Source organism: Enterobacter cloacae complex sp. HYC042_NIDB, assembly GCF_056673315.1.
Map to the genome: position 1 here is coordinate 1,851,518 of NZ_CP109650.1, position 26,888 is coordinate 1,878,405.

The following is a 26,888-nucleotide window of genomic DNA, read 5'->3' on the forward strand; positions in this document are numbered from 1 at the left end:
GTCCTCTCCCCGCAAATTCCCCTTTCTTTACCCTAATTGATCTCTTCCGGGTGACATCTTCACGCTGGGCGCTCATTATAAAAGCAGTAGTCTTAATGGGGGTAATCTCATATGGAACAGCTGCGTGCCGAACTTAGCCATCTGCTGGGTGAGAAGTTAAGCCGGGTCGAATGCGTGAGTGAAAAGGTCGATACCGCGCTCTGGTCGTTGTATGACGGCCAGGGCAACCCGATGCCGCTGATGGCACGAAGCTTCTCGTCGCCGGGCGTCGCCAGGCAGCTTGCCTGGAAAATGTCGATGCTGGCACGGGAGGGAACCGTCCGTATGCCGACCGTGTACGGCGTAATGACCCACGAGGAACATCCCGGCCCGGACGTACTGCTGATTGAGCGTTTACGCGGTGTGCCAGTAGAAGCGCCCGCGCGTACGCCGGAACGCTGGGAACAGCTGAAAGATCAGATTGTTGAGGCGCTGCTGGCCTGGCACCGACAGGATAGCCGCGGGCTTGTTGGTCCGGTTGACAGCACCCAGGAAAACCTGTGGCCGCTGTGGTATCGCCAGCGGGTGGAAGTGCTGTGGGGGACGCTTAACCAGTTCAACAATACCGGTTTGACTATGCAGGACAAACGTATTCTGTTTCGCACCCGCGAGTGCTTACCGGCGCTGTTCGACGGCTTTAACGACAACTGCGTGCTGATCCACGGCAATTTTACTCTGCGCAGTATGCTCAAAGACTCCCGCAGCGATCAGCTCCTGGCGATGCTAGGGCCGGGGATCATGCTCTGGGCACCGCGGGAATATGAGCTGTTCAGGCTCAGCGACAGCGGGGCGGCGGAAGGTTTACTGTGGCACTACCTTCAACGCGCGCCCGTTGCAGAGGCGTTTCTCTGGCGTCGCTGGCTTTATCTGCTCTGGGATGAAGTGGCGCAGCTGGTCAACACCGGACGTTTCAATCGCGCCAACTTCGATCTGGCGGCTAAATCACTCTTGCCCTGGCTCGCCTGACGAGCCTTTCAGCCACTGCCAGAGGCGTCCGAGCGTCTCGTAGCCGACGCGATCGCTATGCATCAACCACATCGGAGAGGGGATCACCCGTTCCCATGGGTTGAGCGGCGCGCTGATGGCCATCTGGTTTGCCGGTGCGGGAAGCGGGTGCAAACCTTGCTTCTCGAAGAAAATCATCGCTCTTGGCAGGTGCGAGGCGGAGGTCACCAGTAAGAACGGAACATCGCCAATCGCCTGCTTCACCGCGGCAGCCTCTTCCTCGGTATCCTTTGGGCTGTCCAGCGTGATGATAGAGGAACGCGGTACGCCGAGCGATTCCGCGATTCTGGCCCCCGCTTCAGCCGTACTCACCGGGTTGGTTTTGGCCGCTGCGCCGGTGAAGATCATTTTTGATCCCGGATTCGCCAGCCACAGGCGAATACCTTCGTTTAGCCGTGGCAGGCTGTTGTTGATCAGGTTCGAACTGGGGGCCCAGTCAGGGTCCCAGGTATACCCGCCGCCCAGCACAACGATGTAATCAACTTTCTGGTTTCCCTGCCACGTAGGATACCTGTTTTCGATGGGGCGCAGCAGTCCATCCGCCACCGGCTGCAGGCTCAGCAGCAGCAGGACCAGCCAGCCGAACGTAATAAGCGTTTTGCCACTCTTCTGAAAGCGACTAAACCACACCAGCGCCAGCCCCAGCGCGATGATGATAAGCAGCAGCGGAAGGGGAAGCATCATCCCTCCAACGTATTTCTTAAGGGTAAAAAGCATCCTTTTTGGTTCCTTTTTTGACCATACAGCAGATGATTACCGGTGATATTACACCAGAGAGGTTCATTCTCCGCGCGGGTGTGACAAAATAGCGGTTTTGCAGTTAGCGAGTGGAACTCTCCCAATGCGGGATCGCAATTTTGATGACATCGCGGAAAAGTTTTCGCGCAACATTTATGGCACCACGAAAGGGCAGCTCCGTCAGACGATCCTCTGGCAGGATCTGGACACTATTCTGGCGACGTTCGGTGGTCAAACGTTGCGCGTGCTGGACGCCGGAGGCGGTGAAGGGCAGACGGCCATAAAAATGGCTGAACGCGGTCATCACGTCACGCTTTGCGATCTTTCTGCTGAAATGGTCGCCCGCGCGACGCGTGCGGCAGAAGAGAAAGGTGTGAGCGACAACATGCATTTTATACAATGCGCCGCTCAGGACATCGCGCAGCATTTGGAAACCCAGGTTGATCTGATATTGTTTCATGCGGTGCTGGAGTGGGTTGCCGATCCGCAAAGCGTGTTACAAACCCTGTGGTCAATGTTACGTCCGGGCGGTACGCTGTCGCTGATGTTCTACAATGCTAACGGCTTCCTGATGCACAACATGGTGGCAGGGAACTTCGACTATGTTCAGGTCGGGATGCCGAAAAAGAAAAAACGCACGCTTTCCCCGGACTATCCGCGCGATCCGCAGCAGGTTTACGGCTGGCTGGAAGAGATTGGCTGGCAGATCGTCGGGAAGACGGGCGTCAGGGTGTTTCATGATTATCTGCGTGAAAAACACAAACAGCGTGACTGTTTTGACACCTTAACAGAATTAGAAACGCGGTATTGCCGCCAGGAGCCGTTCGTCAGCCTTGGCCGCTATATTCACGTCACCGCGCACAAGCCGCAGATGCAAGGATAACCTATGAGTGAATTTTCCCAGACAGTCCCCGAACTGGTTGCCTGGGCCAGGAAAAACGATTTCTCCATCTCGCTGCCGGTAGACAGACTCTCTTTCCTGCTGGCGGTTGCCACGCTGAACGGCGAACGGCTGGATGGTGAAATGAGCGAGGGTGAACTGGTGGATGCGTTCCGCCACGTCAGTGATGCGTTTGAGCAAACCAGCGAAACCATTAGCGTGCGTGCCAATAACGCAATCAACGATATGGTGCGTCAACGTCTGCTGAACCGCTTTACCAGCGAGCAGGCGGAAGGAAACGCCATCTATCGCCTGACGCCGCTGGGCATCGGCATCACCGACTACTACATTCGCCAGCGCGAATTTTCCACGCTGCGTCTCTCCATGCAGCTGTCGATCGTGGCGGGTGAGCTTAAACGTGCCGCCGACGCGGCCGATGAAAACGGTGACGAATTCCACTGGCACCGCAACGTTTACGCGCCGCTGAAATACTCGGTGGCCGAGATTTTCGACAGTATCGATCTCACTCAGCGTCTGATGGACGAGCAGCAGCAGCAGGTGAAAGATGATATCGCGCAGCTGCTGAACAAGGACTGGCGTGCGGCCATTTCCAGCTGTGAACTTTTGTTGTCAGAAACCTCCGGTACGCTGCGTGAGCTGCAGGATACGCTGGAGGCCGCAGGGGACAAGCTGCAGGCCAACCTGCTGCGCATCCAGGATGCGACCATGGCGCACGACGATCTGCATTTTATCGACCGTCTGGTGTTTGATCTGCAGAGCAAACTTGACCGCATTATCAGCTGGGGCCAGCAGTCGATCGATCTGTGGATCGGCTATGACCGCCACGTGCATAAATTTATCCGTACCGCGATTGATATGGATAAAAACCGCGTCTTTGCTCAGCGTCTTCGTCAGTCGGTACAGACCTACTTTGATGCACCGTGGGCGCTGACCTATGCCAATGCCGATCGTCTGTTGGATATGCGCGACGAAGAGATGGCGCTGCGCGATGAAGAGGTCACCGGTGAACTGCCGCCGGATCTGGAGTACGAAGAATTCAACGAAATTCGTGAGCAACTTGCGGCGATGATCGAAGAACAGCTCGCCGTCTACAAAACCAGACAAGCGCCGCTGGATCTTGGGCTCGTGGTGCGCGACTATCTGGCGCAATATCCGCGCGCGCGCCACTTCGACGTTGCCCGCATTGTGGTAGACCAGGCGGTGCGCCTGGGTATCGCGCAAGCAGACTTCACCGGACTGCCGCCGAAGTGGCAGCCAATTAACGATTACGGAGCCAAGGTACAGGCGCATGTCATTGACAAATATTGAACAAGTGATGCCAGTTAAGCTGGCACAGGCGCTGGCGAATCCGTTATTTCCGGCGCTGGACAGCCAGCTGCGTGCCGGTCGTCACATTGGCCTGGACGAGCTGGATAATCACGCCTTTTTGATGGACTTCCAGGAGTACCTGGAAGAGTTTTACGCCCGCTATAACGTGGAGCTTATCCGCGCGCCGGAAGGCTTTTTCTATCTGCGCCCGCGTTCCACGACCCTGATCCCGCGCTCCGTGCTCTCCGAGCTGGACATGATGGTTGGCAAAATTCTTTGCTATCTCTACCTCAGCCCGGAACGCCTGGCAAATGAAGGCATCTTCACCCAGCAGGAGCTGTACGATGAACTGCTGACGCTGGCGGATGAGAGCAAGCTGCTTAAGCTGGTGAATAACCGTTCGACGGGGTCGGATCTTGACCGTCAAAAATTACAGGAAAAGGTTCGCTCTTCCCTGAACCGTCTGCGCCGTCTGGGGATGGTCTGGTTTATGGGCCACGACAGCAGCAAATTCCGCATCACGGAATCGGTCTTCCGCTTCGGCGCCGACGTGCGTGCGGGCGATGATGCGCGTGAAGCGCAGCTTCGCATGATCCGCGACGGTGAAGCGATGCCGGTGGAAAACCATTTGCAGCTCAATGATGAGCATGAAGAGAATCTGCCGGATAGCGGGGAGGAAGAGTAATGATTGAACGCGGTAAATTTCGCTCACTGACGCTGATTAACTGGAACGGCTTCTTTGCCCGAACCTTCGATCTGGATGAGCTGGTCACGACGCTCTCCGGTGGTAACGGGGCAGGTAAATCCACCACCATGGCGGCGTTTGTAACGGCGCTGATCCCCGACCTGACGCTGCTTCACTTCCGTAACACCACCGAAGCGGGCGCGACAAGCGGCTCCCGCGATAAAGGCCTGCACGGTAAGCTGAAAGCGGGCGTCTGTTATTCCGTGCTGGACGTCATCAACTCCCGTCACCAGCGCGTGGTGGTGGGCGTACGTCTGCAACAGGTTGCCGGCCGCGACCGTAAAGTGGATATCAAACCGTTCGCCATTCAGGGGCTGCCAACCTCCGTACAGCCGACCGCGCTGCTGACGGAAACGCTGAATGAACGCCAGGCGCGCGTCCTGACGCTGCAGGAGCTGAAGGACAAGCTTGAAGCCATCGAAGGGGTGCAGTTTAAGCAGTTCAACTCGATTACTGACTATCACTCCCTGATGTTCGATCTGGGCGTGGTGGCGCGCCGTCTGCGCACCGCTTCAGACCGTAGTAAATACTACCGTCTGATCGAAGCGTCCCTGTACGGCGGTATCTCCAGCGCCATTACCCGTTCCCTGCGTGACTACCTGCTGCCGGAAAACAGCGGCGTGCGTAAGGCCTTCCAGGACATGGAGGCGGCATTGCGTGAAAACCGCATGACGCTGGAAGCGATTCGCGTTACCCAGTCTGACCGCGACCTGTTTAAACATCTGATCAGCGAAGCGACCAACTACGTGGCGGCGGACTATATGCGCCACGCCAACGAGCGCCGCGTCCATCTCGATCAGGCATTAGAATATCGCCGCGAGCTGTTTACCTCCCGTAAACAGCTGGTGGCTGAGCAGTACAAGCACGTCGAAATGGCGCGCGAGTTGGGTGAGCACAACGGTGCCGAGGGCGACCTGGAAGCCGACTATCAGGCCGCCAGCGATCACCTGAACCTGGTGCAGACCGCGCTGCGTCAGCAGGAAAAGATCGAACGCTACGAAGCGGACCTCGATGAGCTGCAAATTCGTCTCGAAGAGCAGAATGAAGTGGTGGCCGAAGCCGCCGAGATGCAGGAAGAGAACGAAGCCCGCGCCGAAGCCGCCGAGCTGGAAGTGGACGAGCTGAAAAGCCAGCTTGCGGATTACCAGCAGGCGCTGGATGTGCAGCAGACGCGTGCGATTCAGTACAACCAGGCGCTACAGGCGCTACAGCGTGCGAAAGAGCTGTGCCATCTGCCAGACCTGACGCCGGAAAGTGCCGACGAGTGGCTGGACACCTTCCAGGCCAAAGAGCAGGAAGCCACCGAGAAACTGCTCTCGCTTGAGCAGAAAATGAGCGTCGCGCAAACGGCGCACAGCCAGTTTGAACAGGCTTATCAGCTGGTAGTTGCCATTAACGGCCCGCTGGCGCGTAGCGAAGCCTGGGACGTTGCCCGTGAACTGCTGCGCGACGGCGTCAACCAGCGCCATCTGGCCGAGCAGGTGCAGCCGCTGCGTATGCGCCTGAACGAGCTGGAACAGCGCCTGCGCGAGCAGCAGGAAGCCGAACGTCTGCTGGCCGAGTTCTGCAAGCGTCAGGGTAAACATTACGATTTCGACGAGCTTGAGGCCCTGCATCAGGAATTGGAAGCGCGTATTGCGGCCCTGTCCGATACCGTATCAAATGCCAGCGAACAGCGTATGACGCTGCGTCAGGAGCTGGAGCAGCTTCAGTCCCGTTCGAAGGCGCTTTTGCAGCGTGCGCCGGTCTGGCTGGCAGCGCAAAGCAGCCTGAACCAGCTCAGCGAACAATGTGGCGAGCAGTTCGAATCCAGCCAGCAGGTGACCGAATACCTGCAACAGCTGCTGGAGCGCGAGCGCGAAGCCATTGTTGAACGTGACGAAGTGGGTGCCCGCAAGCGTGACGTCGATGAAGAAATCGAGCGCTTAAGCCAGCCGGGCGGGTCAGAAGATCCGCGTCTGAACACGTTAGCCGAGCGTTTTGGCGGCGTACTGCTGTCTGAGATTTACGATGACGTTGGCCTGGACGATGCGCCATACTTCTCCGCGCTGTACGGTCCATCCCGCAACGCAATTGTGGTGCCGGATCTGTCGCTGATTTCTGAGCAGCTCGCAGGGCTGGAAGATTGCCCGGAAGATCTCTATCTGATCGAAGGGGATCCGCAGTCGTTCGATGACAGCGTCTTCAGCGTTGACGAGCTGGAAAAAGCGGTGGTGGTGAAAATCGCCGATCGCCAGTGGCGTTACTCCCGCTTCCCGGAGCTGCCGCTGTTTGGCCGCGCCGCGCGTGAAAGCCGCATCGAGAGCCTCCACGCCGAGCGTGAAACGCTGTCTGAACGCTTTGCCACTCTGTCGTTTGACGTACAGAAAACCCAGCGTCTGCACCAGGCGTTCAGCCGCTTTATCGGCAGCCATCTGGGCGTGGCGTTTGAAGCCGACCCGGAAGCGGAAATCCGCAAACTCAACACCCGCCGTGGCGAGCTGGAGCGCGCGATTGCCAGTCATGAAAGTGACAACCAGCAGAGCCGCGTCCAGTTTGAACAGGCGAAAGAGGGCGTCGCTGCCCTTAACCGCATTCTGCCGCGCCTGAACCTGCTGGCGGATGACACGCTGGCCGACCGCGTGGATGAGATCCAGGAACGTCTGGATGAAGCCCAGGAAGCCGCTCGCTTCGTGCAGCAGCACGGCAACCAGCTGGCGAAGCTGGAGCCCGTCGTGTCTGTACTGCAGAGCGACCCGGAACAGTTCGAGCAGTTAAAAGAAGATTACGCCTGGTCGCAGCAGGTGCAGCGCGAAGCGCGTCAGCAGGCGTTTGCCCTGACGGAAGTGGTGCAGCGTCGTGCGCACTTCGGCTACTCCGATTCGGCTGAAATGCTGAGCGGTAACAGCGACCTGAATGAAAAACTGCGCCAGCGCCTTGAGCAGGCGGAAGCGGAACGTACCCGCGCTCGCGAAGCGATGCGCAGCCACTCCGCTCAGTTGAACCAGTACAACCAGGTGCTGGCCTCGCTGAAAAGCTCCTTCGACACCAAGAAAGAGCTGTTAAACGACCTGCAGAAAGAGCTGCAGGACATTGGCGTTCGTGCCGACAGCGGGGCGGAAGAGCGCGCGCGCATTCGTCGTGATGAGCTGCATAGCCAGCTCAGCAATAACCGCGCGCGTCGTAATCAGCTGGAAAAAGCGCTCACCTTCTGCGAAGCGGAAATGGATAACCTGACCCGCCGCCTGCGCAAGCTGGAGCGCGACTATCATGAAATGCGCGAGCAGGTCGTGACGGCGAAAGCGGGCTGGTGCGCCGTGATGCGGATGGTGAAAGACAACAACGTTGAACGTCGCCTGCACCGTCGTGAGCTGGCATACCTTTCTGCCGATGAGCTGCGTTCGATGTCGGATAAGGCGCTGGGTGCGCTGCGTCTGGCGGTGGCGGATAACGAACACCTGCGCGATGTGCTGCGCATGTCAGAGGATCCGAAACGTCCTGAACGTAAAATTCAGTTCTTCGTTGCGGTTTATCAGCACCTGCGCGAGCGTATTCGTCAGGACATTATCCGTACCGACGATCCGGTCGAAGCCATCGAACAGATGGAAATTGAGCTGGGCCGTCTGACGGAAGAGCTGACCTCCCGCGAGCAGAAGCTGGCGATCAGCTCCCGCAGCGTGGCGAATATCATTCGCAAAACCATTCAGCGCGAGCAGAACCGTATCCGCCAGCTGAACCAGGGGCTGCAGAGCGTCTCGTTTGGTCAGGTCAACAGCGTGCGTCTTAACGTCAACGTGCGTGAAGCCCACGCGACGCTGCTGGAAGTGCTCTCTGAGCAGCACGAGCAGCATCAGGATCTGTTCAACAGCAACCGTCTGACCTTCTCCGAAGCGCTGGCGAAGCTGTATCAGCGCCTGAATCCGCAGATTGATATGGGCCAGCGTACGCCGCAAACCATCGGTGAAGAGCTGCTGGACTATCGTAACTACCTGGAAATGGAAGTTGAGGTAAACCGTGGTTCAGACGGCTGGCTGCGTGCGGAATCCGGAGCGCTGTCGACCGGTGAAGCGATTGGTACCGGGATGTCGATTCTGGTGATGGTGGTGCAGAGCTGGGAAGATGAAGCGCGCCGCCTGCGCGGGAAAGACATCTCCCCATGCCGACTGCTGTTCCTCGATGAAGCGGCGCGTCTTGATGCCCGCTCAATTGCCACGCTGTTTGAGCTTTGCGAACGTCTCGATATGCAGCTCATCATTGCGGCACCGGAAAACATCAGCCCTGAAAAAGGCACCACCTATAAGCTGGTGCGTAAAGTGTTCCAGAACAGCGAACACGTGCACGTTGTCGGGCTGCGTGGCTTTGCGCCGCAGCCGCCGGAATCATTGCCGGAAACCACGGCAGACGCTTCCTGAGGCGTTTTGTTACAAAGAGCGGCGCAGAAGCGCCGCTTTTTTTATTCTCTTAACTTGTGTTCAGGGCTGCGTTATCTTTAAACTTCTTTACATAAGGTAAGGCAACAGAGTTGTCGTCTACCTATAATAAAATAAAGCCCCACCGTGATGGGCATGTCGTGAAAACAGGGGGCAAGGGATGTTGCTAAAGAAAGAATGTGGTCGTCAGCTGTCAGCGCTGAGTTTATGTCTGGCAGTGATGTTTGCTCCACTGTTAACCGCCCAGGCCGACGAGCCTGAAATTGTGCCGACTGACAGCACCGCAACGACAGGCGCGCAGCCGACGTCATTGTCTCAGCCGCTGGAACAGTCTACGGCAACGGCCATCATGGCCGGGATTAAGCCGCTGCCGGAAGGCATCGACGTTGAATCGCTCAGCCAGCAGCTCCAGACAGGCCTGCCTTCAGGCTACACGCCTGCCTATATCAATCAGCTCACGCTGCTTTATGCTGCCCGCGATATGAAACCCATGTGGGAAAATCGTGAAGCCGTGCGCGCCTTCCAGCAACAGCTGGCGGAAGTGGCGATTGCGGGATTCCAGCCGCAGTTTACGAAGTGGGTTGAGCTATTAACCGATCCTGCCGTCACCGGTCAGGCGCGGGACGTGGTCCTTTCCGATGCCATGATGGGTTACCTGCAGTTTGTGGCGGGTATTCCGGTCAATGGCAACCGCTGGCTGTACAGCGATAAGCCCTATAAGCTGGCGACGCCAGCCCTGTCGGTGATTAACCAGTGGCAATTAGCGCTGGATAACGGCGACCTGCCGCGCTTCATTGCCAGCCTCGCGCCGGCGCACCCACAGTATGCCACGATGCACCAGTCGCTCCTCGCGCTGGTCGGGGACTCGCGTCCATGGCCGCAAATGCGGGGGACCGCAACGCTGCGTCCGGGTCAGTGGAGCAGCGATGTGCCAGCCCTGCGCGAGATCCTTAAACGCTCCGGTATTCTTGATGGCGGGCCGAACATAGCCCTGCCGGGCGACGATCCGCAAAGCGCGGTGGTCAGCCCGTCAGCGCCCATAAAAGAGAACAAGGCCACTACCCTGAGCAATAAGCCCGAGGCTTACGATCGCGAGCTGGTCGCCGCGGTTAAACAGTTCCAGGCCGCTCAGGGGCTGGGAGCCGATGGCGTCATTGGACCCTCAACGCGTGACTGGCTTAACGTATCGCCTGCGCAGCGGGCCGGGGTGCTGGCGCTTAATATTCAGCGTTTGCGTTTGCTGCCGGGCACGCTGTCTACCGGCATTATGGTCAATATCCCTGCCTATTCACTGGTTTATTATCAGGATGGTAGCGAGAAGCTGGCCTCGCGCGTGATTGTCGGGCGTCCGGATCGCAAAACGCCGATGATGAGCAGCGCGTTAAATAACGTGGTAGTTAACCCGCCGTGGAACGTGCCGCCGACGCTGGCGCGTAAGGACATTCTGCCTAAGGTCTGGAACGATCCGGGTTATCTGGAACGTCACGGCTATACGGTCATGCGTGGCTGGAACAGTAAAGAGGCGATCGATCCTTACATGGTCGACTGGTCGACGATCACGGCCTCCAACCTACCGTTCCGCTTCCAGCAGGCTCCCGGAGCGCATAACTCGCTGGGGCGCTACAAATTCAACATGCCAAGTTCAGATGCTATCTATCTGCACGATACGCCGAACCACAATCTGTTCCAGAAAGATACCCGGGCACTGAGTTCAGGCTGCGTGCGCGTGAATAAAGCCTCGGAGTTGGCCAACATGCTGCTGCAGGATGCGGGCTGGAACGATACGCGTATTTCTGACGCCCTGAAGCAGGGTGATACGCGCTACGTGAATATTCGCCACAACATTCCGGTTAATCTTTATTATCTGACAGCATTTGTGGGTGAAGACGGTCGCACTCAGTACCGTACAGATATTTACAATTATGATCTCACCGCGCGATCCGGCGCACAAATTTTGCCAAAAGCGGAACAATTAATCAGGTAAATGAAGTAGTTCGGGAAAAATGATTGTCGTAAGTTATGGTGAATCGGGGCCAATATCGCTGTAAGCCGCGTATTCACTGGGGTTGGGCGCCTTGACGTACCCTGTTTTGCCAGTTAAGGTGCCCTTCGTGCGCTAAGCATATTACGATTTCCTTGACCTGTAGACCTGATTATCATGGACAAATTTGACGCTAATCGCCGCAAGCTGCTGGCGTTAGGTGGTGTTGCGCTTGGCGCAGCGGCCATCTTACCGACGCCAGCATTTGCCACCCTCTCGACACCTCGTCCGCGCGTTTTAACGCTCAGCAATCTTCACACCGGTGAGTCGCTAAAAGCGGAGTTTTTCGATGGCAGAGGCTATATTCAGGATGAATTAGCAAGACTCAACCATTTTTTCCGTGATTTCCGCGCGAATAAAGTAAAAGCCATCGACCCAGGACTGTTTGATCAGCTTTTCCGCCTTCAGGGCCTGCTGGGCACCAGCAAGCCGGTGCAGCTTATTTCTGGTTATCGCTCGATTGATACCAACAATGAACTGCGCGCCCATAGCCGTGGGGTAGCGAAAAAAAGCTACCACACGAAGGGACAGGCAATGGATTTCCACATTGAAGGCGTTTCGTTAGCCAATATTCGCAAAGCCGCGTTATCTATGCGCGCGGGTGGTGTAGGATATTACCCACGTAGCAACTTTGTGCATATTGATACCGGGCCGGTTCGGCACTGGTAATAACGAAACACAGGAGCAGTATGAACTATCGTATTATTCCGGTTACCGCGTTCTCCCAGAACTGTTCATTAATCTGGTGCGAGCAAACCAAACTGGCCGCGCTTGTCGATCCCGGCGGTGACGCTGAGAAAATCAAGCAGGACGTTGCCGACAGCGGCGTGACGCTGATGCAGATTTTACTGACGCATGGTCACCTCGACCACGTAGGCGCAGCAGCTGAACTGGCTAAACACTACGGTGTGCCGATTATTGGCCCGGAAAAAGAAGATGAGTTCTGGCTGCAGGGGTTACCCGCCCAAAGCCGCATGTTTGGCCTTGATGAGTGTCTGCCATTGACGCCCGATCGCTGGCTGAACGAAGGAGAGCGCGTTAACGTAGGGAATGTGACTTTACAGGTGTTGCATTGTCCTGGGCATACGCCAGGCCATATCGTCTTCTTTGACGACCAGTCCCGTCTGCTTATTTCCGGCGATGTGATTTTCAAAGGGGGCGTAGGACGCAGCGATTTTCCGCGCGGCGATCACGGGCAGCTGATTCAGTCGATCAAACAGAAGTTATTGCCGCTGGGTGATGACGTTACGTTTATCCCTGGACACGGTCCGATGTCGACGCTGGGCTATGAACGGCTCCATAACCCGTTCCTTCAGGATGAAATGCCTGTCTGGTAACCGGCATAAAAAAAGCCTGCTTAACGCAGGCTTTTTTGTGGGCGCAAATTACAGGACGGCGACAATAGCTTCGCACAGTGGCGCCATGTTGTCAGGGGTCATGCCTGCAACGTTTACGCGGCCAGAGGCTACGGCGTATACGCCAAACTCTTCACGCAGACGCAGAACCTGCTCTTTGGTCAGGCCGCTGAACGAGAACATACCGTTCTGTTTGATGATGAAGCTGAAGTCGCGGTCAGCGCCTTTCTCCGCCAGGGTGTTCACAAACAGCAGGCGCATGCGCTGGATACGCTGACGCATATCGTTCAGCTCTTGTTCCCAAATCGCGCGCAGCGCATCGTTGCTCAGAATGGTCGCAACAACAGACGCACCGTGTGCCGGCGGGTTAGAGTAGTTTGCGCGGATAACGGATTTCATCTGGCTAAACGCGCGATCGACGGTCTCATCGTTAGCCGCAACCAGCGTACAGGCGCCTACACGCTCATTGTACAGACCAAAGTTCTTGGAGTAGGAGCTTGCAACGATCAGCTCCTGATGCACGGCTGCGAACGCACGCAGGCCTTCGGCATCTTCTTCCAGGCCGCGGGCGAAGCCCTGGTAAGCAAAGTCAAACAGCGGCAGCCAGCCTTTCTCAACGGAGAGCTTCGCCAGGTGTTCCCATTGCTCAAGCGTTGGATCGATACCGGTTGGGTTGTGGCAGCAGCCGTGGAACAGCACCACGTCACCCGCCTGCGCTTCGCTCAGGCTTGCCAGCAGGCCGTCAAAGTCCAGAGAGTGATTGGCCGCGTCGTAGTAAGCATATTCACGCACTTCCAGGCCCGCAGAGTTAAAGACGCTCTTATGGTTCGGCCAGCTTGGATTGCTCACCCATACGCGCTTCACAGAGGTGTTTTTCGCAAGGAAATCCGCCGCCACGCGCAGCGCGCCGGTACCGCCAGGGGTCTGTGCTGTGCGGGCACGTTTGTCACTCACAATTGCGCTGCCTTTACCGAACAGCAGCTCCTGGGTGCAGCGACCAAATTCAGGGATACCATCAATACCGAGGTAGTTTTTGGTGGTTTCATTTTCCAGCAGATACTGCTCAGCTTTCTTAACGCTGGTCAATACCGGAGTTTTGCCGGTTTCATCTTTATATACACCAATACCCAGGTTGATTTTGCCAGGGCGGTCGTCGGCACGAAACAGATCGGCCAGGCCCAGAATAGGGTCGGCAGGAGCGGCGGTAATGTTCTCAAACATGACGAAGTTCCATTGTGATTACAGAAGTGAAATCCGCTATCAGGTTAACGGGAGATTTACAAAATGCCAACCGTTTGCGACGAAAAGCGTGCGGCTTTTCAAAAGTCGCCATTATTTTCTGTCAGGCATAAAAAAACAGGGCCGAAGCCCTGTTCATTATGCATATAACAAAGTGGTGTTCTGATTAGAACTGGTAGGTTACACCCACAGCAGCCATATCGTCGTTGCCGTTCAGACCGCCAACTGCTTTCGCGTAGTCGGTGTCTTTATCCAGCAGGTTGATGTAGTAGTCAGCCCACACGTTGAAGTTTTTGTTGAAGTAGTAAGTGGTACCAACCTGGATGAATTTAGCCAGGTCTGCATCGCCACCGCTGAAGCCGCCGACGGCAGCCAGGTCTTTACCTTTGGTCTGCACGTAGGAGATTGCTGGACGCAGGCCGAAGTCGAACTGGTACTGAGCAACCACTTCGAAGTTCTGAGTTTTGTTAGCAAAACCTGCATCACCGCTGGAACCGGTACGGGTGGTGTTGCGGGTTTCTGCATAGGTAGTTGCCAGGTAGAGGTTGTTGGCGTCGTATTTCAGACCCACGCCCCATGCTTCAGCTTTATCACCCTGGCCATCAGCTTTCTGGTTCAGAGTACGGTTAGCGTTGCTGTAGGATGCGATTGCACCGAAGCCTTCGCCGAAGTCGTAACCCAGAGAGTAACCTACGCCGTCGCCGTTAGAGGTTTTAACGTCAGCACGGTCGTTTTTACCCTGGTACTGAACGCCCAGGCTCAGGCCGTCAACCAGACCGAAGAAATCGCTGTTACGGTAGGTCAGCAGGCCGGTGCTGCGGCTGGTCATGAAGTTATCAACGTAGTTACCGCCCCAGGTCATCCCGGAGAAGGACGGTGCCATATCGGTGTATGACTCAACGTCGTATACGATACCGTAGTTACGACCGTAGTCGATGCTGCCAGCGTCGCCCGCTTTCAGACCAGCAAAGGCCAGACGGTTTTTGTTAGACTGAGCGGTGTTCTCAGCCTGGTTAGCCATGAAGCGGTATTCCCACTGGCCGTAACCGGTCAGCTGGTCGTTGATCTGAGTTTCGCCTTTGAAACCGATCTGCGCGTAGGTAGCGTCGTTATTGTTGGTGTCATCGCCGGAGGTCACGAAATCGTGCTCGGCGTTAACTTTACCGTAGAAGTCCAGTTTGTTGCCGTTCTTGTTATAGATTTCTGCAGCGTTCGCTGCACCGGCTACCAGCAGGGCAGGGATTACCACTGCCAGAATATTGCGCTTCATCATTATTTATTACCCTCATTGGTTTTTTTATGACACTCGCCACTGCCGTCAATAAATTCTGTCAATAAATATTTCCGGAACTATTGATGAGAGTTTGGTGTCTTTATGTATCTGACAGGCATCTTTCCATTCACCGAAGCGTTTCGCTAGCCTGAAAGTGCTACAATTCTCAAGATTAAGTTACAGAAAGAAAATATGTGTAACTAAATGTGTATTTTTGGGAACTTTGTGAACCATCTCAAATTTCAGAACCCCCTGGCGAGTTAAGCATCGGTTTGTTTCCTATATATATGAATTCCTTATGTTTAATTTGGATAAAGGCAATTCCTATAAACGAATGTTAAACGACTCGTTTTTTCTTATGACCCAATAAAGACTTCTGGATGGCTGAAAAATTGGTTGAAATTTGTGCTATTACTTCAGGATGTAGTAATCGCAATAAGAATGAGGTTAATTTTTTGTGGCTGGATATTTCGCGGAAACAAAACGTAACAGGTAGCGGTTGTGACGGGGTAGTGGTTTAAAAACGCTGACTTTACGCTGACAAAAACTGACAGGGCAGAATAAAATAATGGCCAGCAAATGCTGGCCATTGTCTGTTGCGTTGCTTAGAAGCTGGCGTTGCGTGGTGTACGCGGGAACGGAATTACGTCACGCACGTTCTGAACGCCGGTAACGTAGGCGATCAGACGCTCGAAGCCCAGACCGAACCCAGCGTGCGGAACGGTGCCATAACGGCGCAGGTCGCGATACCAGCTGTAGTCCGCAGGGTTGAGACCCATCTCTTCCATGCGCGCGTCAAGCACGTCAAGACGCTCTTCACGCTGAGAACCACCAATGATTTCACCGATGCCCGGCGCCAGTACGTCCATCGCTGCCACGGTTTTCCCGTCTTCGTTAAGGCGCATATAGAAGGCCTTAATGTCTTTCGGGTAGTTTTTAACGACAACCGGCGCTTTGAAATGTTTCTCGGCGAGATAGCGTTCGTGCTCAGACGCCAGATCGACGCCCCAGTAAACCGGGTTCTCAAACTTCTCACCGCATTTCTCAAGGATCGCTACCGCATCGGTATAGTCCACCTGCGCAAAGTCGGCAGAGACGAAACGCTCCAGACGCGCTACAGCATCGCTGTCTACGCGTTCGGCGAAGAACTTCATGTCGTCAGGACGCTCTTCCAGCACCGCTTTGAAGACGTATTTCAGCATCGCTTCTGCGAGACCTGCTACGTCATTCAGATCGGCAAACGCCACTTCCGGCTCCAGCATCCAGAACTCCGCCAGGTGGCGGCTGGTGTTGGAGTTTTCGGCGCGGAAGGTTGGGCCGAAGGTATAGATCTTAGACAGCGCACAGGCGTAGGTTTCGCCGTTGAGCTGGCCGGATACCGTCAGGAAGGCTTCTTTACCAAAGAAGTCTTTGTCGTAGTCGACTTTACCTTCCGGCGTGCGCGGCAGGTTTTCCATGTCCAGCGTCGAGACGCGGAACATTTCGCCTGCGCCTTCCGTATCGGACGCGGTGATCAGCGGGGTAGACACCCAGAAATACCCCTGCTCATCGAAGAAGCGATGCAGCGCCTGGGCCAGCGTATGACGCACGCGAGCCACCGCACCAATCAGGTTGGTACGCGGACGCAGGTGTGCGACTTCACGCAGGTATTCAATGCTGTGACGTTTTGCCGCCATCGGGTAGGTGTCCGGATCTTCAACCCAGCCAGTCACTTCAATGGCAGAAGCCTGGATCTCGAAACTTTGGCCCTGGCCCGGGGATGCCACAACCACACCGGTGACGATAACGGAACAACCCGTTGTCAGGCGCAGAACGTCATCATTGTAATTGGGCAGAGAATTATTAATGACGGCCTGTACAGGATCAAAGCAGGAACCGTCATAGACGGCAAGGAAGGAGATGCCAGCTTTAGAATCTCGGCGAGTACGCACCCATCCGCGCACGGTGACCTCCTGGTCAACGGCGACACGGCCCTGGAGTACGTCGGCTACAGGCACAACGCTCATAATATTCTCTCTGTTAATAGTCGGAAAAAATAAACACTTGTCCACCCCAAGACGGGGGGATATCTATGTTACCTGCCAACCGCTATCAGACAAGTAAATTTCGCAGTCAAAAGAGAAGAATTGAGAAATAAATAAGGGAAGGGAGCCCTGAAGGCTCCCGTAAGCGCTTAACTGGCTTTTTTGATCTGAGGGAGATCGAACGCTTTGCGCAATGCGCGAACAAACGCTTTGTCATGGCAGATGGTTTTACCCGGGCTGTCGGAGAGCTTTGCCACTGGCTTGCCGTTACATTCCACCAGCTTTATCACAATATTCAGAGGTTTTACCTGAGGAATGTCGCAGGTCAACCGGGTACCGATCCCGAAGCCCAGATTAATTCTGGCATTGAAATGACGATACAGTTCGACGGCTTTCGCCAGGTCGAGATTATCGGAGAAGACCAGCACCTTGCTCATCGGGTCAATGCCGAGTTTTTGGTAATGAGCAATCGCCTTTTCGCCCCATTCAACCGGATCCCCTGAGTCGTGGCGTAACCCCTGGTAACGCTCAGCGAACTCGGGACCAAAGTCGCGCAGGAAGGCATCCATCGTAATACAGTCGGTCAGGGCGATCCCGAGTTGATTCGGGTACTCTTCAAGCCACGCAGCCAGCGCCGCACGCTGGCTGTTAGCCAGGTCCGGGCTAATTTGCTGATGCGCCTGGAACCACTCGTGCGCCTGAGTGCCCATTGGCGTCAGGTTGAGGCGACGCGCCAAATCGTAGTTGCTAGTACCCACGAACCACGGCTCCTGCTGCAGACGTTCAACGATAGCCTGCTGAACCTCGCGAGAGAAGCGGCGACGGGTACCGAAATCCATCAGGCGGAAGCGGGACATATCCAGCCCTTCGGTCAGCGTTGAGAATGCCTCAAGTTTGTTCTCCAGCGAGGCGACAGCCTGTTCGACGCCCGTTTCAGGCGAACGGTAGCGGTGAGCCAGCTCGCTGATGACGGCCAGAAGCGGCACTTCCCACATGATCACTTCCCGCCACGGACCTTCAAGACGAATATCCAGCTTGCCGTTTTCGTTGGTCACGGTGACCTGTTCAGGCTTATAGCGGAAGTCGCGCAGCCAGTTCAGATAGTCCGCTTTAAAGAAAGGCAGGCCAGAAAGCCACTGATATTCGTCATCGGTGAGCGCCAGATGCTGCATCGCATCGACCTGTTCACGAATGGAGTCTGCGTAGATACCGAGCAAGTCGTCACCACGGCAGCGGAATTCCGCCGCGACGTGAACGTCATAGTAATGGTGGAAAACGGCTTGCTGCATATGCAGTTTATACGCGTCGGTATCCAGCAACGTATGCAGAACCGGAGAAGCGAATTGAGTCATAGGTGCGCTGTAGCATCCTCTCACGGGAGCGTTTAGTACAATAAACAACTCCGGAGTATACCTTGTTTAGTGATTTATTGAACCCCGATCACAACATAAGCACACTTTATGGTCGAGAGCATTTCGTGCCCCGTGTTATACAAATGTAGCGAAAAAGGTGTTTAAGCCTGAAAAGATGAACATTCTGCATAGCGCGTTTTACGCAACAGGAATATATTGAAACGTTACTCGACAAACGATGCATAAGGTTTTCTATGACACAACAGCCACAAGCCAAATACCGCCACGACTACCGTGCGCCGGAATACCTGATTAGCGATATCGACCTGACTTTTGACCTGGATGCCACAAAAACCGTTGTGACGGCCGTAAGCCAGGTGACGCGCCACAGCGCGACTGCCGTACCGCTGCGTCTGGATGGCGAAGACCTGACGCTGGTCTCCCTGCACATTAACGATGAAGCCTGGTCAGATTATAAAGAAGAAGGCAACCAGCTGGTCATCGACAACCTGCCGGAACGCTTTACGCTGCGCATCGTGAATGAAATCAGCCCTGCCGCCAACACGGCGCTGGAAGGGCTCTACCAGTCAGGCGTGGCCCTGTGTACCCAGTGTGAAGCCGAAGGTTTCCGCCACATTACCTGGTACCTGGACCGCCCGGACGTGCTGGCGCGCTTTACCACCAAAATCATTGCCGATAAAACCCTCTATCCGTTCCTGCTCTCCAACGGTAACCGCGTGGGTGAGGGCGAGCTGGAAAATGGCCGTCACTGGGTGCAGTGGCAGGATCCGTTCCCGAAACCGTGCTACCTGTTTGCGCTGGTGGCGGGTGATTTCGACGTGCTGCGCGATACCTTCAAAACCCGCTCTGGCCGCGAAGTGGCGCTGGAGCTGTTCGTTGACCGCGGCAACCTTGACCGCGCGCCGTGGGCGATGACTTCACTCATTAACTCCATGAAGTGGGATGAAGAGCGTTTCGGCCTCGAATACGATCTCGACATCTATATGATCGTCGCCGTCGACTTCTTCAACATGGGCGCGATGGAGAATAAAGGCCTTAACATCTTTAACTCCAAGTACGTGCTGGCGCGTACCGATACCGCCACTGATAAAGACTACCTCGATATCGAACGCGTTATCGGCCACGAGTATTTCCATAACTGGACCGGTAACCGCGTCACCTGCCGCGACTGGTTCCAGCTGAGCCTGAAAGAGGGGCTGACCGTCTTCCGCGATCAGGAGTTCAGCTCCGATCTGGGCTCGCGGGCGGTCAACCGCATCAACAACGTGCGCACCATGCGCGGCCTGCAGTTTGCGGAAGATGCCAGCCCAATGGCGCACCCGATCCGTCCGGATAAAGTCATTGAGATGAATAACTTTTACACCCTGACGGTGTACGAGAAGGGCGCTGAAATTATCCGCATGATCCACACCCTGCTGGGTGAAGAGAATTTCCAGAAAGGGATGCAGCTTTACTTCGAACGTCACGACGGCAGCGCGGCTACCTGCGACGACTTCGTGCAGGCGATGGAAGACGCGTCCAACGTTGATCTTTCTCACTTCCGCCGCTGGTACAGCCAGGCCGGAACCCCGATTGTCACCGTTAAGGACGACTACAACCCGGAAACCGAGCAGTACACTCTGACCATCAGCCAGCGCACGCCGCCAACCGCCGAGCAGGAAGAAAAATATCCGCTGCACATTCCGTTCAGCATTGAGCTGTACGACAACGAAGGCAACGTCATCCCGCTGCAGAAGGGCGGCCACCCGGTGCACCACGTGCTGAACGTGACCCAGGCAGAGCAGACCTTTATCTTCGATAACGTCTACTTCCAGCCGGTGCCTGCGCTGCTGTGCGAGTTCTCCGCGCCGGTGAAGCTGGAGTACAAGTGGAGCGACCAGCAGCTGACGTTCCTGATGCGTCACGCCCGCAACGATTTCTCCCGCTGGGACGCGGCGCAGAGCCTGCTGGCAACCTACATCAAGCTTAACGTGAACCGCTACCAGCAGGGCCAGCCGCTGACGCTGCCGGTGCATGTGGCAGACGCGTTCCGCGCTATCCTGCTGGACGAGAAGATTGACCCGGCGCTGGCGGCTGAAATTCTGACGCTGCCGTCCGCGACTGAAATTGTGGAGCTGTTCGACATCATCGACCCGATTGCCATCGTGGCGGTGCGCGAAGCGCTGACCCGCACGCTGGCGACCGAACTGGCGGATGAATTCCTGGCGCTCTACAACGCTAACAAGCTTGACGCGTATCGCGTGGAGCACGCGGATATCGGCAAGCGTACCCTGCGTAATACCTGCCTGCGCTATCTTGCGTTTGGTGAGGCCGAACTGGCGAACATGCTGGTGAGCAAGCAGTATCACGAAGCGGATAACATGACTGATGCGCTCGCGGCCCTGGCAGCAAGCGTTGCCGCTGAACTGCCGTGCCGCGATGCGCTGATGCAGGAGTATGACGACAAGTGGCACCAGGATGGTCTGGTGATGGACAAGTGGTTTATTCTGCAGGCGACCAGCCCGGCGGCCGATGCGCTTAGCAAGGTTCGCAGCCTGCTTAAGCACCGTTCGTTCACCATGAGCAACCCGAACCGCGTTCGCTCGCTGATTGGCGCATTTGCCAGCAGTAACCCGGCCGCGTTCCACGCCGAAGACGGCAGCGGTTACCAGTTTATGGTGGAAATGCTGACCGAGCTGAACAGCCGTAACCCGCAGGTTGCATCACGTCTGATTGAGCCGCTGATCCGCCTGAAACGCTATGATGCGCAGCGTCAGGCGAAGATGCGCGCCGCGCTTGAGCAACTGAAAGGGCTGGAAAATCTGTCTGGCGATCTGTACGAGAAGATTGCTAAGGCGCTGGCCTGATAGAAAGCTTAACCCTCCCTCTCCCTGTGGGAGAGGGCCGGGGTGAGGGCATCAGGCATTAGCCTTAGCCCGTTCTAACTCGGTACCCCCGCGCTTCATCACTCGATCCAGCACTTCCGCCTCCAGCTCCGCCAGTCTCGCCGAGCCCACGCGACGAGGGCGCGGGATGTCCACCGTCAGATCCAAACCGATTTTCCCGTTTTCTATAAGCAATACCCGGTCCGCCATCGCCACGGCTTCGCTGACGTCATGCGTCACCAGCAGTACCGTAAAGCCGTGCGCCTGCCAGAGGGATTCAATCAGATCCTGCATTTCTATCCGCGTCAGGGCATCAAGAGCGCCGAGCGGCTCATCAAGCAGCAGCAGGCCGGGACGGTGAATCAACGCTCGCGCCAGCGCCACGCGCTGCTTCTGGCCGCCCGACAGCGCCGCAGGCCATTCACCTGCACGGTTTTCCAGCCCGACGGCGGCCAGCGCCTGACGGGCTTCATCCCGCCAGCTGCCTTTGAGCCCCAGCCCGACGTTATCAATCACCGTTTTCCACGGCAGCAGGCGCGCGTCCTGAAACATCATGCGCGTATCGTCCTGAATATTGGCCAGCGGCGTGGTTCCTGCCAGAATCTCTCCACCGTTGGGGGCCTCCAGCCCGGCTAAAAGACGCAGGAGTGTGCTTTTTCCGCCGCCGCTGCGCCCGACTACAGCCACAAACTGGCCGGCGGGAATGTGCAGATCCAGCCCGTTAAGGATAGTGTTTTCGCCGTAGCGTTTGGTTACGCCGTTCAGCAGCAGCGGCATGCCCTGATTTAGTCGTGCGGTATTCATGCTTTCGCCTCCTGAAGGGTATAGGCCGGGTTCCAGCGCAGCCAGCTGCGCTCCAGCCACTGTGCGCTGACGTCGGCGAGTTTGCCGAGCAGTGCATACAGAATGATGGCGACCACCACCACGTCCGTTTGCAGGAATTCGCGGGCGTTCATCGCCAGGTAGCCAATACCGGAGTTGGCTGAGATGGTTTCCGCCACAATCAGCGTCAGCCACATCAGGCCGAGCGCAAAGCGCACCCCGACCATAATGGAGGGCAGGGCGCCCGGCAGAATCACGTGAGCAAAGAGGGAAAAACCCGATAAGCCGTAGCTGCGCGCCATCTCCACCAGACCGCGATCGATATTGCGGATGCCGTGCCAGGTGTTGATGTATATCGGGAACAGCGTGCCCAGCGCCACGAGGAAGATTTTGGCGCTCTCATCGATCCCAAACCACAAAATGACCAGCGGGATCAGCGCCAGATGCGGCACGTTGCGCAGCATCTGGATGGAGGTATCCAGCAGCCTTTCCCCCCAGCGTGAAAGGCCGCTGATCAGACCCAGCACCAGACCGATGCTGCCGCCGATGGAAAACCCAATCACCGCGCGCCAGGAGCTGATCGCCAGATGTTGCCACAGCTCTCCGCTGACGCTCAGCGACCAGAACGCTTCGATAACGCCCTCCGGAGAGGGCAAAATGCGGCTCGACAGCCAGCCGGTGGTCGACGCGAGCTGCCAGAGCGCCACGATGCCGACGGGCAAAAACCACGGGGCGGCGCGCAGCAGCCATTTTTGTGAGGTGGCAGACATGGTCACTCCTTAGCTCTGTGCGGCTTTGCGCGGAATAAACTCGTTTGCCACGGCTTCGCCCTGCAGCTGGAGCCGCTGCGGCTGCGGAATTTCCGGAACGGCGACATCCAGATGCGGGAATAACAGCTCGCCCACCCTGTAGGCCTCTTCCAGGTGCGGATAGCCGGAGAGAATAAAGCTGTCGATGCCCAGGTCAGCGTATTCATTAATACGTGCAGCCACGGTTGGCCCGTCGCCGACCAGCGCCGTGCCCGCGCCGCCGCGTACCAGACCCACGCCCGCCCACAGGTTCGGGCTGATTTCCAGATTCTCGCGCTTGCCGTTGTGCAGAGAGGCCATGCGGTGCTGCCCGACGGAGTCGGTTTTGGCAAACGCAGCCTGCGCCTTCGCAATGGTCTCATCGTCCAGATGGGAGATCAGACGGTCTGCCGCCTGCCAGGCTTCTTCATTGGTTTCGCGCACAATCACGTGCAGGCGAATCCCGAAGCGCACTTTGCGGCCATGGGCGGCGGCTTTGGCGCGGACCTGGGCAATTTTCTCTTTCACCAGCTCGGGCGGCTCGCCCCAGGTCAGATAGAGATCGACCTGCTCGGCGGCCAGATCCTGGGCCACATCCGACGATCCGCCAAAATAGAGCGGAGGGCGCGGCTGCTGCACCGGCGGGAAGTAGAGCTTTGCGTCGCGAACGTGAATATGCTTACCTTCAAAGGTGACGGTTTCGCCTTCCAGCAGGCGTCGCCAGACGCGGGTAAATTCGGCGGAGGCTTCATAGCGCTCGGTATGGTCGAGGAACACGCCGTCACCCGCCAGCTCCTGCGGATCGCTGCCCGTCACCAGGTTAAACAGAGCGCGGCCGTTGGAGAGCCTGTCCAGCGTTGCTGCCTGACGCGCCGCCACGGTGGGTGAAACGACGCTCGGGCGCAATGCAACCAGGAATTTAAGGCGCTGGGTGACCGGGATCATCGACGCGGCCACCAGCCAGGCATCCTCGCACGAGCGTCCGGTCGGGATCAGCACGCCGGTAAAACCGATTCGGTCCGCTGCCTGGGCAATCTGCTGAAGATAGCCATGGTCAACCGGGCGCGAGCCCTCTTCTGTACCAAGATAGTGTCCATCACCGTGGGTGGGTAAAAACCAGAAAAGATTCAGACTCATGATTTAGCTCCTTCTTTGCCAGCGGGCTGCCAGATGCGTTCGCGAATATCGACCTGTTTTGGTACCAGGCGGTTTTGATAGAAGAGGTCAGCAGTCTGTTGCTGAAGCGCGGCGACGTGTGCGTCGACAGGCGTAATGGTGGTGGGCGGACGGTGACTGAGGTAGCTCGCGATCACCGGCTCAGGTAAGCCCATGGTTTTTGCCAGCAGGGTGATGCTCGCCTGACGCTGGCTCTGGGTCAGGGCATCTGCCTGCGTAAAGGTATCCAGTACGCCCTGAATAAACGCGCCGTTTTTTTCGGCGTAAGGGCGTGAGGCGAGGTAGAACGAACCGGTTTGCTTCAGCGTGGTACCGTCTTTCAGCACCCGTACGCCACCCTGCAGTAATGCCGCGGAGTAGTAAGGATCCCAGATAGCCCAGGCATCAACGTTCTTCTGCTGGAACGCGGCGCGCGCGTCGGCGGGCGTCAGGTAAACGGGCTGAATGTCGGTGAACTTGAGCCCGGCTTCCTGTAAGGCGCGCAGCAACAGGTTGTGCGAGCTGGAACCTTTCTGGAAAGCGACCTTACGCCCTTTAAGGTCGGAGACGCTTTTAATGTCACTGTTTTCAGGTACTAGGATGACTTCGGCTTTCGGCTTAGCGGGTTCTACACCGACGTATACCAGGTCTGCCCCGGCAGCCTGAGCGAAAATAGGCGGGATGTCGCCCGTACTGCCCAGATCGATACTGCCGACGTTCAGGGCTTCAAGCATCTGCGGCCCTGCCGGGAACTCCACCCATGAGAATTTGGTGTCCGGGAAGCGTTTTTCCAGCAGCTGGTGGCTTTTTGCCAGCACCATACTGACGCTGCCTTTTTGGTAGCCAATCCGTAAACTGTCCGGTGCGGTTTCTGCGGCATGTGCCAGCGCGGTAAACGCCATCAGGCCAGCCAGTCCGAGGCGGGTTAAGGTTTTAAACATGTGCGACTCCCTGCGGCGGATTAAAAGAAGGAACCTGGATATCCCGGCGATGCAGCGCGTGCCAGAAAGTTTCCAGCGAGGCATCAAGGCGCGTTTGCAGATTCGGCGTGAAGTGCGGCTTATGCTGGTAGTCAATGACCTGCGAATCATCCGCGAAAACGCCGTGAAGGATCTCCTGCGCCTTCAGGGCGTACAGCACCGGCTTCAGGGCGTAATCTACCGCCAGTAAATGGGCCACCGTGCCGCCCGTTGCCAGCGGCAGAACTACTTTGCCGTCCAGTGCGCGCTCGGGGAGAAGATCGAGCAGCGTTTTCAGCGCGCCCGAAAAAGAGGCTTTATAAATCGGGGTCGCAACGATGAGGCCGTCCGCTTCCTTGAGCTGCTCAGTGAGGGTTTTCAGCGCGGGGCTGTCGAAGCGGGCATACAGCAAATCTTCAGGTTCGAAGTTATGCAGATTCCAGTGGCACACTTCCACGTCCAGGGCATTGAGCTTGTCGCGGGCATATTCCAGCAGGGCGCTGGAACGCGAAGGGAATCGTGGACTTCCGGCCAGGGTAATAACGCGCATACTTCCTCCTTATAACTAATTGTTTGCTTTTGTCTAACATTCATAACAATTTTCAGGAGTGTGACACCGCGCGGTTATTCCACTAAATGATTTATCCGCAATTAAACTGCGAAAAACTGCATAAGAAAGAGAGTGGGAGGTAAACGATTGCGTTTTACGCCGATTTTTTTGCCACAGGTCAATTCCCTTTCGTGACGGGATCGCCCATAATCCCCTCCCGGTTTGCACACCGGGAATCCAGGAGAGTTCATGTACTACCCCTTCGTTCGTAAAGCCCTTTTCCAGCTCGACCCCGAGCGCGCTCATGAATTTACATTCCAGCAATTACGTCGTATTACAGGAACGCCTCTGGCGGCACTGGTGCGTCAAAACGTGCCGGAAAAGCCTGTGCAGTGCATGGGGCTGACCTTTAAAAATCCGCTGGGTCTGGCGGCCGGTCTGGACAAAAATGGCGAGTGCATTGATGCCCTGGGCGCGATGGGCTTTGGCTCCATCGAAATTGGTACCGTCACGCCGCGCCCGCAGCCGGGAAATGACAAGCCGCGCCTGTTCCGCCTGGTCGAAGCCGAAGGGTTGATCAACCGCATGGGCTTTAATAACCTCGGCGTTGATCATCTGGTAGAGAACGTGAAGAAAGCCCATTTTGATGGGGTGTTAGGCATCAATATTGGCAAAAATAAAGATACGCCGGTTGAGCAGGGTAAAGATGACTACCTGATTTGTATGGAAAAAGTCTACGCCTATGCCGGGTATATCGCGGTGAATATTTCCTCGCCCAATACCCCGGGGCTGCGCTCCTTACAATATGGCGAAGCGCTGGACGATCTTCTGAGTGCCATTAAAAATAAACAAAATGAACTCCAGGCGATCCACCATAAATATGTTCCGGTCGCGGTGAAGATCGCGCCGGATCTTTCTGTCGAAGAATTGATCCAGGTTGCCGACAGTTTGGTTCGCCATAATATTGACGGGGTGATTGCAACGAATACCACGCTCGATCGTTCGCTCGTTCAGGGAATGAAAAACTGTGACGAAGCGGGTGGGTTAAGTGGCCGTCCGGTACAATTAAAAAGCACCGAAATTATTCGCGCGCTGTCTGCGGAATTAAAAGGCCGTTTACCGATTATTGGCGTCGGCGGTATCGACTCGGTGATTGCTGCGCGCGAGAAGATGGCGGCCGGTGCGTCACTGGTGCAAATCTATTCCGGCTTTATTTTTAAAGGCCCGCCTTTGATTAAAGAAATCGTTACGCATATCTAATCTTTTTTCTTAATCAGACAACCAGGGCTTTATTTCCAGC

At 56.3% G+C, this 26,888-nt stretch carries 20 protein-coding genes; 10 read left to right on the plus strand and 10 right to left on the minus strand.

The features are described 5' to 3' along the window. Positions 1-111: 111 nt before the first annotated feature. Positions 112-1,005, plus strand: a complete 894-nt coding sequence (locus tag OKF39_RS08770; protein ID WP_028012574.1) for a YcbJ family phosphotransferase — start codon at positions 112-114, stop codon at positions 1,003-1,005. On the opposite strand, the gene elyC is transcribed toward OKF39_RS08770, so the two are convergent. Next, positions 982-1,761 carry an envelope biogenesis factor ElyC gene (gene elyC / locus OKF39_RS08775; protein ID WP_028012575.1) on the minus strand — a complete coding sequence of 260 codons (780 nt, stop codon included), beginning with the start codon at positions 1,759-1,761 and terminating at the stop codon, positions 982-984. The genes OKF39_RS08770 and elyC overlap by 24 nt on opposite strands. Before the next feature lie 124 nt (positions 1,762-1,885). On the opposite strand from elyC, the gene cmoM reads away from it, so the two are divergent. From cmoM to OKF39_RS08810, 7 genes are all read left to right on the plus strand, one after another. Continuing rightward, positions 1,886-2,665: a tRNA uridine 5-oxyacetic acid(34) methyltransferase CmoM gene (gene cmoM / locus OKF39_RS08780; RefSeq protein ID WP_028012576.1), complete on the plus strand. Its 780-nt coding sequence runs from the start codon at positions 1,886-1,888 to the stop codon at positions 2,663-2,665. Between the two features lie 3 nt (positions 2,666-2,668). After that, positions 2,669-3,991: a chromosome partition protein MukF gene (mukF, locus tag OKF39_RS08785; protein WP_015570962.1), complete on the plus strand. Its 1,323-nt coding sequence runs from the start codon at positions 2,669-2,671 to the stop codon at positions 3,989-3,991. Beyond that, positions 3,972-4,676, plus strand: a complete 705-nt coding sequence (gene mukE, locus OKF39_RS08790) for a chromosome partition protein MukE (RefSeq protein WP_008499954.1) — start codon at positions 3,972-3,974, stop codon at positions 4,674-4,676. The genes mukF and mukE overlap by 20 nt, the downstream gene beginning before the upstream one ends. Beyond that, entirely contained in the window at positions 4,676-9,127 is a 4,452-nt protein-coding gene (gene mukB / locus OKF39_RS08795; RefSeq protein WP_126300387.1) for a chromosome partition protein MukB, read from the plus strand. Before mukE ends, mukB begins: the two co-directional genes overlap by 1 nt. A gap of 178 nt (positions 9,128-9,305) precedes the next feature. Further along, a complete protein-coding gene (gene ldtD, locus OKF39_RS08800; protein WP_479418244.1) occupies positions 9,306-11,129 on the plus strand; it encodes a L,D-transpeptidase in 1,824 nt (607 codons plus the stop codon). Between the two features lie 174 nt (positions 11,130-11,303). Continuing rightward, positions 11,304-11,855: a peptidoglycan L,D-endopeptidase MepK gene (gene mepK / locus OKF39_RS08805; RefSeq protein ID WP_028012580.1), complete on the plus strand. Its 552-nt coding sequence runs from the start codon at positions 11,304-11,306 to the stop codon at positions 11,853-11,855. Between the two features lie 20 nt (positions 11,856-11,875). Then, complete coding sequence (locus OKF39_RS08810) at positions 11,876-12,523, plus strand: MBL fold metallo-hydrolase (RefSeq protein ID WP_028012581.1); 648 nt, start codon at positions 11,876-11,878, stop codon at positions 12,521-12,523. 48 nt (positions 12,524-12,571) lie between these two features. Here the strand turns inward: OKF39_RS08810 and aspC are convergent, their stop codons facing one another. The 4 genes from aspC to pncB all read right to left on the minus strand — a co-directional run bounded on the left by aspC (position 12,572) and on the right by pncB (position 18,429). Then, positions 12,572-13,762 carry an aspartate transaminase gene (aspC, locus tag OKF39_RS08815; protein WP_008499949.1) on the minus strand — a complete coding sequence of 397 codons (1,191 nt, stop codon included), beginning with the start codon at positions 13,760-13,762 and terminating at the stop codon, positions 12,572-12,574. A gap of 184 nt (positions 13,763-13,946) precedes the next feature. Beyond that, positions 13,947-15,053 (minus strand): porin, encoded by a 1,107-nt coding sequence (locus OKF39_RS08820; RefSeq protein WP_041910616.1) that lies wholly within the window; start codon positions 15,051-15,053, stop codon positions 13,947-13,949. 605 nt (positions 15,054-15,658) lie between these two features. After that, complete coding sequence (gene asnS / locus OKF39_RS08825) at positions 15,659-17,059, minus strand: asparagine--tRNA ligase (protein WP_048960458.1); 1,401 nt, start codon at positions 17,057-17,059, stop codon at positions 15,659-15,661. Positions 17,060-17,226: 167 nt separating this feature from the next. Continuing rightward, positions 17,227-18,429 carry a nicotinate phosphoribosyltransferase gene (gene pncB / locus OKF39_RS08830; protein ID WP_045630030.1) on the minus strand — a complete coding sequence of 401 codons (1,203 nt, stop codon included), beginning with the start codon at positions 18,427-18,429 and terminating at the stop codon, positions 17,227-17,229. A 254-nt stretch (positions 18,430-18,683) separates the two neighbouring features. On the opposite strand from pncB, the gene pepN reads away from it, so the two are divergent. Further along, positions 18,684-21,296: an aminopeptidase N gene (gene pepN, locus OKF39_RS08835; RefSeq protein WP_479983686.1), complete on the plus strand. Its 2,613-nt coding sequence runs from the start codon at positions 18,684-18,686 to the stop codon at positions 21,294-21,296. 51 nt (positions 21,297-21,347) lie between these two features. On the opposite strand, the gene ssuB is transcribed toward pepN, so the two are convergent. The 5 genes from ssuB to ssuE are packed head-to-tail and all read right to left on the minus strand — an operon-like array spanning position 21,348 to position 25,588. Continuing rightward, entirely contained in the window at positions 21,348-22,118 is a 771-nt protein-coding gene (gene ssuB, locus OKF39_RS08840) for an aliphatic sulfonates ABC transporter ATP-binding protein (protein WP_479983687.1), read from the minus strand. Next, a complete protein-coding gene (gene ssuC, locus OKF39_RS08845; RefSeq protein WP_028012588.1) occupies positions 22,115-22,906 on the minus strand; it encodes an aliphatic sulfonate ABC transporter permease SsuC in 792 nt (263 codons plus the stop codon). The genes ssuB and ssuC overlap by 4 nt, the downstream gene beginning before the upstream one ends. Before the next feature lie 9 nt (positions 22,907-22,915). After that, positions 22,916-24,061 carry an FMNH2-dependent alkanesulfonate monooxygenase gene (ssuD, locus tag OKF39_RS08850; protein WP_028012589.1) on the minus strand — a complete coding sequence of 382 codons (1,146 nt, stop codon included), beginning with the start codon at positions 24,059-24,061 and terminating at the stop codon, positions 22,916-22,918. Continuing rightward, the gene (locus OKF39_RS08855; protein ID WP_328729844.1) at positions 24,058-25,020 is read right to left on the minus strand and encodes a sulfonate ABC transporter substrate-binding protein; all 963 of its coding nucleotides are present in this window, start codon (positions 25,018-25,020) and stop codon (positions 24,058-24,060) included. The genes ssuD and OKF39_RS08855 overlap by 4 nt, the downstream gene beginning before the upstream one ends. Beyond that, complete coding sequence (ssuE, locus tag OKF39_RS08860) at positions 25,013-25,588, minus strand: NADPH-dependent FMN reductase (protein WP_479983688.1); 576 nt, start codon at positions 25,586-25,588, stop codon at positions 25,013-25,015. Before ssuE ends, OKF39_RS08855 begins: the two co-directional genes overlap by 8 nt. Before the next feature lie 249 nt (positions 25,589-25,837). Between ssuE and pyrD the strand changes: the two genes are divergently transcribed. Then, on the plus strand, positions 25,838-26,848 hold the full coding sequence (gene pyrD / locus OKF39_RS08865; RefSeq protein ID WP_045261711.1) for a quinone-dependent dihydroorotate dehydrogenase: 1,011 nt from the start codon (positions 25,838-25,840) through the stop codon (positions 26,846-26,848). The last annotated feature ends 40 nt before the right edge of the window (positions 26,849-26,888 follow it).

Coding starts and splice junctions, on each gene's coding strand:
- ssuD (WP_028012589.1), bottom strand. CDS start 24,061: ATGAGTCTGAATCTTTTCTGGTTTTTACCCACCCACGGTGATGGACAC.
- pepN (WP_479983686.1), top strand. CDS start 18,684: ATGACACAACAGCCACAAGCCAAATACCGCCACGACTACCGTGCGCCG.
- pncB (WP_045630030.1), bottom strand. CDS start 18,429: ATGACTCAATTCGCTTCTCCGGTTCTGCATACGTTGCTGGATACCGAC.
- ldtD (WP_479418244.1), top strand. CDS start 9,306: ATGTTGCTAAAGAAAGAATGTGGTCGTCAGCTGTCAGCGCTGAGTTTA.
- asnS (WP_048960458.1), bottom strand. CDS start 17,059: ATGAGCGTTGTGCCTGTAGCCGACGTACTCCAGGGCCGTGTCGCCGTT.
- cmoM (WP_028012576.1), top strand. CDS start 1,886: ATGCGGGATCGCAATTTTGATGACATCGCGGAAAAGTTTTCGCGCAAC.
- ssuB (WP_479983687.1), bottom strand. CDS start 22,118: ATGAATACCGCACGACTAAATCAGGGCATGCCGCTGCTGCTGAACGGC.
- OKF39_RS08770 (WP_028012574.1), top strand. CDS start 112: ATGGAACAGCTGCGTGCCGAACTTAGCCATCTGCTGGGTGAGAAGTTA.
- OKF39_RS08810 (WP_028012581.1), top strand. CDS start 11,876: ATGAACTATCGTATTATTCCGGTTACCGCGTTCTCCCAGAACTGTTCA.
- pyrD (WP_045261711.1), top strand. CDS start 25,838: ATGTACTACCCCTTCGTTCGTAAAGCCCTTTTCCAGCTCGACCCCGAG.
- mukE (WP_008499954.1), top strand. CDS start 3,972: ATGTCATTGACAAATATTGAACAAGTGATGCCAGTTAAGCTGGCACAG.
- aspC (WP_008499949.1), bottom strand. CDS start 13,762: ATGTTTGAGAACATTACCGCCGCTCCTGCCGACCCTATTCTGGGCCTG.
- mukB (WP_126300387.1), top strand. CDS start 4,676: ATGATTGAACGCGGTAAATTTCGCTCACTGACGCTGATTAACTGGAAC.
- ssuE (WP_479983688.1), bottom strand. CDS start 25,588: ATGCGCGTTATTACCCTGGCCGGAAGTCCACGATTCCCTTCGCGTTCC.
- OKF39_RS08855 (WP_328729844.1), bottom strand. CDS start 25,020: ATGTTTAAAACCTTAACCCGCCTCGGACTGGCTGGCCTGATGGCGTTT.
- mepK (WP_028012580.1), top strand. CDS start 11,304: ATGGACAAATTTGACGCTAATCGCCGCAAGCTGCTGGCGTTAGGTGGT.
- elyC (WP_028012575.1), bottom strand. CDS start 1,761: ATGCTTTTTACCCTTAAGAAATACGTTGGAGGGATGATGCTTCCCCTT.
- mukF (WP_015570962.1), top strand. CDS start 2,669: ATGAGTGAATTTTCCCAGACAGTCCCCGAACTGGTTGCCTGGGCCAGG.
- ssuC (WP_028012588.1), bottom strand. CDS start 22,906: ATGTCTGCCACCTCACAAAAATGGCTGCTGCGCGCCGCCCCGTGGTTT.
- OKF39_RS08820 (WP_041910616.1), bottom strand. CDS start 15,053: ATGATGAAGCGCAATATTCTGGCAGTGGTAATCCCTGCCCTGCTGGTA.